Source organism: Rahnella sp. P4_A8, assembly GCF_056402435.1.
The window spans coordinates 107833-114429 of sequence record NZ_JBFUHK010000013.1 but is presented as its reverse complement, the minus strand read 5'-3'; the positions used below and the strand labels follow the sequence as shown (position 1 = coordinate 114429).

Below are 6597 nucleotides of genomic sequence, written 5' to 3'. Positions count from 1 at the left end.
ATCGGTGTTGTCTATGGCGACATCGGTACCAGCCCGTTGTATACCCTGCGTGAATGCCTGACCGGACAGGCGGGCATCGCCGTGACGCAAAGCGCGCTGTTCGGCTTTCTGTCATTGATTTTCTGGCTTCTCATGCTGGTCGTTTCCGTTAAATACATCAGTTTCGTCATGCGGGCTGATAACGACGGGGAGGGCGGCATTCTCACTCTGATGGCGCTGGCTATCCGCAATCTGAATCCGCGCTGGATCCCGTTCATTATGTTTATCGGCCTGGTCGGCGGCAGCTTCTTCTATGGTGACGGCGTTATCACGCCTGCCATCTCGGTGCTTTCGGCGATTGAAGGGCTGGAAATTATCGAGCCATCGCTCGACCGCTTTATCATTCCGTTTTCTATTGCTGTTCTGACGCTGCTGTTTTTTATTCAGAAGAACGGCACCGGTAGCGTGGGGAAAATTTTCGCCCCGGTGATGGTGGTATGGTTTATCACGATTGGCGCGCTGGGCATCGGCGGCATCGTGCGTAATCCTGACGTATTACAGGCGCTCAACCCTTACTGGGCGGTGCATTTCTTTGTGGAATTCAAAACCGTGTCGTTTTTCGCACTCGGTATGGTGGTACTTTCAGTCACCGGTGGCGAAGCGCTATATGCAGATATGGGGCATTTTGGTAAGAAACCCATCCGCATCGCCTGGTTTGTGCTGGTCGGGCCTTCGCTGGTGATGAATTATTTCGGGCAGGGCGCGTTGTTACTCAGCCAGCCTGCGGCCATTAAGAATCCGTTTTTCCTGCTGGCACCTGACTGGGCGCTGGTTCCGCTGCTGGTGCTGGCCACGCTGGCGACCGTCATTGCTTCGCAGGCGGTAATTTCCGGCGTGTTCTCTCTGACGCGTCAGGCCGTGCGTATGGGCTATTTGCCGCCGATGCGCATTATTTACACCTCCGATGTGGAGTCGGGGCAAATCTACATTCCGGTCGTCAACTGGCTGCTGTATTTTGCCGTGCTGATTGCGATCGTCAGCTTCAAACATTCCAGTAATCTGGCCTCGGCGTACGGTATTGTGGTCACCGGTACGATGGTGATCACGTCTGTACTGATCGGCATTGTGATGATTAAAAACTGGGGATGGAAAAGCTGGGCTGGCGGCCTGGTGATCACGGCCATGTTGCTGATTGATGTACCGTTGTTTGCGGCCAACCTGAGCAAAATTTTCTCGGGCGGCTGGTTGCCAGTGGCAATCGGGCTGACCATTCTGGTGATCATGCTGACCTGGAAAACGGAACGTTCGCGGTTGCTGCGCCGCTTGCGTCAGGATCCGGAAGCGCTGGAGGCTCTGATTACCTCGCTTGAAAAAGCGCCGCCACAACGGGTGCCGGGAACGGCCGTGGTGATGTCGCGCGGGCAATATGAAGTGCCGCTGGTGTTGTTGCATAACCTTAAGCACAACAAGATCTTGCATGAGCGCGTGGTGTTACTGACTATCGTCACCGAGGATGTGCCGTATGTGCATAACGTACAGCGGGTGATTATCGAACAGCTTTCACCGGCATTCTGGCGGGTTATCGCCCGTTATGGCTGGCGGGAAAAGCCGAATGTGACGGATATCCTTTATCGTTGCGGGCTGGAAGGGCTGCAAAGCAACATGAATGAAACCTCATTTTTTATGTCGCGCGACACCTTTATTCTCGGCGAGCCGCGCCCGTGGTACCTGAAGGCACGCGGAAAACTATTCCAGGTGTTGCAGCGAAATTCTCTGCGTGCGCCGGAACATTATCATATTCCACCAAACCGGGTGATTGAGCTGGGTGCGGTGGTGAAATTCTGAGGAAGGCCACAGGTCACCGCCGGTGCATCAGGCACCGGCGGTAAAGGCGGATTAAGTTTGCGGAGCGGAGGAGGTTAAATCTGTGATAACAGACGCTGCTGAATCCTGCGTTGCTTGTGATGCTGGCGACTGAGTGGCGGGTGTCAGTTCGGTGATGTTCGGCGTCTGCGTCCCCTGCGTGGTTACCGGTGTTGCAGTTTGCGTTTGCGGAGTCGTTACCGGCGCGGCAGGTGTTACAGTCTGCGTTTGCTGGGTCGTTACCGGCGCGGCAGGTGTGGCAGTCTGCGTTTGCTGGGTCGTTACCGGCGCGGCAGGCGCTACAGTTTGCGTCTGTTCAGCTGCGGCAGGATCTTCAATTTGTGCTGGCATGCTCGGAATGCTCGGAACGGGTTCTGCCGGAATTGATTCTGACTTCGGTTTCGGAACCGGCGTTGATGCGCGAACAAGGAATGTCGGTTTGAGGTTCGCAACCGAATAGGTTACATGACTGATCACATCGCGCGAAGTGGCCACTTCGACAGGGGATATGGTCACGCGGCCAACAAGTGAACGGGCATAGCCGCCGACTTTATGTTTGCCCTCCGGAAGTTGTAATTCCATACTCTCGCCAATCCCCAGCGCACCGGCATCTTTACCATCAATGGTCACATACAGCCTGGTGCCGTCGTCGGTTTTGGTCGGGACGTGCGTTACGGTCACCCGCGTGGAGCCAAAATCGAAAGCCGGTGCCTGGTCGGCGGTTTTCGATTTTGCGCATCCTGTCAGGGCTAAAACGGCTGCTACGGCAGCCAGGGTGAAACGATAACTCATAGTGCGACGTCTTCCTTTAAGGGATTTTTGTGATCTGCGTACCAATATACCCGATCTCCGGTGAGAGATGAATGCGCATTCCGGGAACTCAGAGCAGTCTGTTATCAGCTATTCTTCGGCCTTGCCCGTTTTCTTTCATGCGATGAGGTTAGTCATGCATCAATTCCATTCTTATTGTATTTCAGCCTCAGGGGAAGAAAGGGGGCAAGGGGATTTCGAGGCTCGTTTTCCTTACTGGAGTTTCACCAAAACCACGATAGCGATTTGCGCGCTGAAGCTCAGTGAACGTGGCGTTTTGCAGCCCGACAGCCGCATTGACGGCGCGGCTTATACACTGCGGCAACTGCTCAACCACACCGCCGGATTGCCGGATTACGGCTCGCTGAAAATCTATCACGACGCTGTCGCTGCCGGTGAGCAACCCTGGGAGCGCCAAAAATTACTCAATGCCGCCTTAGCCAAAGGCATGCTGTTTGCACCCGGTGAAGGCTGGTCCTATTCCAATGTCGGCTACATGCTGGCACGCGAGCAGATTGAAGCCGCGTCTGGACAGAGTTTTGCGCAACTGGTGGCAGACATCATCACCACACCGCTCGGGCTCACCAGCATTTCTCTTGCCACCACGCGCGAAGAGTTCGCGCAACTTCACTGTGAAGCCGCCGGAAAGTACGATCCGGGCTGGGTGTATCACGGTTGTCTGGCAGGCAATGTGCGGGACGCCGCCAGACTGTTGCACGGTTTATTCACCGGCAAACTCCTCAGCCCGGCGTCGCTGGCTGACATGCGGGTGACATACCCGCTCGGCGGTGCCCTTGAAGGGCGACCGTGGACCGAATGCGGTTACGCGCTCGGGCTGATGAGCGGCGCAATGGGAAAAGCCGGCTGCTCGGCAGGTCACTCAGGCGGCGGTCCGTCGTGCGTGAATGCGGTCTATCACTTCCCTGATCTCAGCGAACCCGTGACCGGAGCCTGCTTTACTAACGGATATCACGAAGGGGAAGCCGAGACTGAACTCGGCAGACTTGTGCAAAACGTCGAATAATGCGGAAAGGGGTTCAGACCTGCGGTTCATGACAACAAATACACAGTTTATTGCCATCGGCGTCGCGGAAATACGCGCCGTAATAATCCGCATGATAATGCGGACGTAATCCCGGCTGGCCTTCGTCCCTTGCGCCATTGGCGATAGCGTATTCATAGATCCGATCAACCGTGTGACGTGTTTTTGCCAGCAATGCCACCATCTGGCCGTTACCGGCGCTGGCGGTATCGCCATCAAGAGGTTTACCTATCAAAAATAACGGGCGCGGTGCATCAGGTGCCATCCACGCCGCCCAGGGTTTTTCATCGTCACAAAACTTCAGGATATGCCCCAGTTCAGCCATCACCGTGGCATAAAATTTGTAAGCGCGCTCAAAGTCGTTAACGCCGATACAGATGTGTGAAATCATGGGTGCCTCCATTGAAACTGAACACTTTTTATAGCCGGTCATGGCATTGCGTGCAGACTTTTGTCGTCAGACAACCGGAGCATTATTCCACTTTGTGCTAAATTAGCCCTCATTCTTACCCGTATTCCCCGAGGCAACATGTTCACTCCGCTCAACCGTACCACCCGTGAAATGAAGATCAACAATGTTGTGCTGGTCACTAATGCATTGAAATCACTGGGGTCGGCAACAAAAGCAGATTTAGCGGTTGCTACCGGGCTGAGCATTGCGACGTGTGGTGCGGTGCTTAATGAACTGAGTTTGCGCCATGAGGTACTGGCGCTGGAACTGGAAGTTTCTCGTGGCGGGCGTCCGGCGCAGCGCTATGCATATAACCCGGACTTCTTCTCCGTACTGAGTTTGTATGCACAAGGCAGTGACGCGGCGGCGCAGATTATCTGGTCGGTGAATTCAGCCACGGGTGAAAGCCTGGCTCAGGGCGAAGTTCGTTTTTTGCCGCTGATGCTGGCAACGTTTTATCAGCAGATTGAATCGCTGCTGGCAAATTACCCGAATATTAAAGCGCTGGGCGTTGGATTGCCGGGTGTGGTGGTGAAAGGCACCGTCGCGACCTGCGATATCACGGTGTTTGCCGGTGTTGCCATCGAACAACAACTGCGTGACCGTTTTGGCCTGTACGTGCAAGTCGATAACGACATGAACTATACCGCCTGGGGTTTTTACCGCAGCAGTTGTGCCGGCGTCACTGCGCCGGTTGCCTATGTATTTAAGCCGGATGTCCCTTGTCTCGGATGCGGGATGGTGATTAACGGACAGGTATTACAGGGCGCAAGCCAGTTTGCCGGTGAAGTTTCCAACCTGCCGTTTGAGCATCTGAACACGCTGCCGGTGGCGGAGGAGATGGCAAAAGTGATTGTCTCGCTGACGGCGATTATCAACCCGGTCACCATTGCACTCTCCGGCCCTAAAATCAGCGAAGCGCTGATCCCGCAACTGACGGCACTCTGCCAGCAGTATATTCCCGCGCAACATATGCCTGAACTGACTTACCGCCCCTCCATGCGTAAGGATTATCTGCAAGGCATCACCGAACTGACCCTGCATAATTACAATCTGCACGTCGCTTTCGGCGAGTAATCCGTATTGACTTTTTTTTGTCCTCACCTCTATACTCGCCACTTATTAAAAGTCTTTTAATAATTGATTTTCTGCCGGGGGAACCTGATGTCACTGTCATCTGAAATGGTAAGTGTAAACGCGCATGCCGGAAGTCCTGCCCGACGTGTCGCCACGCGGGCTATATTTTTTGTTACCGGCATGGCGATGGGGTTGTGGGCGGCGCTGGTGCCTTACGCGCAGTTGCGTACGCATTCCGAAGCGGGTGATCTCGGATTACTGTTGCTGTGCCTGGGCGCGGGGTCACTGTTGTCGATGCTGGGTTCCGGTCGGATTATTGGCCGGTTCGGTTGCCGGGCGGTGATTGTGGCCGCCGTGGTGTTGTATTGCCTGATGTTGCCGTTGCTGGCGGTGTTCAGTGATATCGGGTTGCTGGCGCTGAGTCTGTTTATTTTCGGCATGGGAATTGGTCTGGCTGATGTTGCGGTCAATGTGCAGGGAACGCTGGTCGAACAGGCAGCGGATAAACCGCTGATGTCTGGCTTTCATTGCCTGTGGAGCGTCGGCGGTATTGCCGGGGCCGGTGGCGGCGCGTTACTGCTCAGTGCCGGTATTTCCCCGCTCGGCAGCACGTTTTTTGCCGTGGCGCTGGTTGTCATCGTGACTGCCTGGTCTTTCCGCGGCATGTTACCGTTTGGCGCGCATGAGGAAGACGGGGCTGAGGGCAAACCTAAAGCGAGGCCGAATTTTCGCCTCGCGCTGATGGCCGTGATGGCGATGATCTGTTTTATGGCTGAAGGTGCGGTGCTCGACTGGGGTGGCGTATTTCTGACTCGTGAGCGCGGGCTGGCGCTGGAACATGCAGGCTGGGGCTTTGCGGTGTTTGCTGTCGCAATGTCGCTGATGCGCCTGACCGGCGATGCCATTGTCAGCGCGCTGGGACGCAAAAGAATTCTGGTGGTGGGCGGTGTGCTGGGGATCGCCGGTTACCTGATGGTGGTGCTGTTACCGGGCTGGATCCTGCCGTTATGCGGGTTTGCGCTGGTCGGTATCGGTGCGGCCAATATCGTACCAGTACTGATTACCCTCGCAGGCCAGGAGAAAGTGATGCCGGTGAATATGTCTGTGGCGATGGTTGCCACACTTGGGTATCTCGGTGTGCTCGGTGGCCCGGCAGTCATTGGCTTTATCGCCCATTTATCCAGTTTATATGTGGCATTTTCGGCGGTAGCTGCCGCGTTTCTTATCATCACGTTTGGCGCATACAAACTGAAGTATTGATTGTTTTCAAAGATCAAGGTTTTATAACTGAGTAGCAAATTTGCCCGCTGGCACCTCAACCCCGTCAGCCTTCTTTTACTGTTAATGATAAAAATCCGACCCTGCAAGGAGCTGT

Annotated in this window: 6 protein-coding genes; 4 read left to right on the top strand and 2 right to left on the bottom strand. The window is 55.0% G+C overall.

Annotation, left to right across the window (positions count from 1 at the left end):
• Positions 1–1824 (top strand): low affinity potassium transporter Kup (gene kup / locus AC1DUO_RS09870; protein WP_477987175.1); only part of this gene is annotated, 1824 nt, incomplete at its 5' end.
• A gap of 51 nt (positions 1825–1875) precedes the next feature.
• Here the strand turns inward: kup and AC1DUO_RS09865 are convergent.
• Positions 1876–2634 carry a hypothetical protein gene (locus tag AC1DUO_RS09865; protein WP_013578191.1) on the bottom strand — a complete coding sequence of 253 codons (759 nt, stop codon included), beginning with the start codon at positions 2632–2634 and terminating at the stop codon, positions 1876–1878.
• Positions 2635–2788: 154 nt separating this feature from the next.
• Between AC1DUO_RS09865 and AC1DUO_RS09860 the strand changes: the two genes are divergently transcribed.
• Positions 2789–3676, top strand: a complete 888-nt coding sequence (locus AC1DUO_RS09860; RefSeq protein WP_013578192.1) for a serine hydrolase domain-containing protein — start codon at positions 2789–2791, stop codon at positions 3674–3676.
• 13 nt (positions 3677–3689) lie between these two features.
• On the opposite strand, the gene AC1DUO_RS09855 is transcribed toward AC1DUO_RS09860, so the two are convergent.
• The gene (locus AC1DUO_RS09855; RefSeq protein ID WP_013578193.1) at positions 3690–4085 is read right to left on the bottom strand and encodes a VOC family protein; all 396 of its coding nucleotides are present in this window, start codon (positions 4083–4085) and stop codon (positions 3690–3692) included.
• A gap of 138 nt (positions 4086–4223) precedes the next feature.
• Between AC1DUO_RS09855 and AC1DUO_RS09850 the strand changes: the two genes are divergently transcribed.
• Positions 4224–5222, top strand: coding sequence for an ROK family protein (locus tag AC1DUO_RS09850; RefSeq protein ID WP_119262299.1), 999 nt, complete (start codon positions 4224–4226; stop codon positions 5220–5222).
• A gap of 87 nt (positions 5223–5309) precedes the next feature.
• A complete protein-coding gene (locus AC1DUO_RS09845) occupies positions 5310–6482 on the top strand; it encodes an MFS transporter (protein WP_119262298.1) in 1173 nt (390 codons plus the stop codon).
• Positions 6483–6597: the final 115 nt, after the last annotated feature.